We start from the raw sequence: 239 nt of genomic DNA, 5'->3' as shown, positions 1-239 counted from the left end.
TTGGGTCTATAACGTTGATAACGCAGACGTACAGTATCTGGCGCAAGATGAAACCAAAGTCGAAACCTTCACGGTGGCATCGGTGGATGGCACCACGCATGACATCGTTATTACCATTACCGGGGTTAACGACAGTGCCGTGATCTCTGGCGATGCTATCGGCGCCGTGACCGAAGATGATACCGATCCTGTGTTAACCGACTCGGGCGTGTTAACCCTCACCGATGCTGATACCGATG

1 protein-coding gene is annotated in these 239 nt (G+C 52.3%); it reads left to right on the top strand.

Features of this window, described 5'->3' with window-relative positions; translation table 11 throughout:
- A partial coding sequence (locus tag RH86_RS04415) for a VCBS domain-containing protein (protein ID WP_009385196.1) occupies window positions 1-239 on the top strand: 239 nt, incomplete at both ends.

The sequence above is a fragment of the Vibrio sp. N418 genome, assembly GCF_000222565.1.
In the GTDB taxonomy this organism is placed as follows: domain Bacteria; phylum Pseudomonadota; class Gammaproteobacteria; order Enterobacterales; family Vibrionaceae; genus Vibrio; species Vibrio scophthalmi.
The sequence above is the reverse complement of the archived record's forward strand: the minus strand, read 5'-3'. Positions and strand labels throughout refer to the sequence as shown.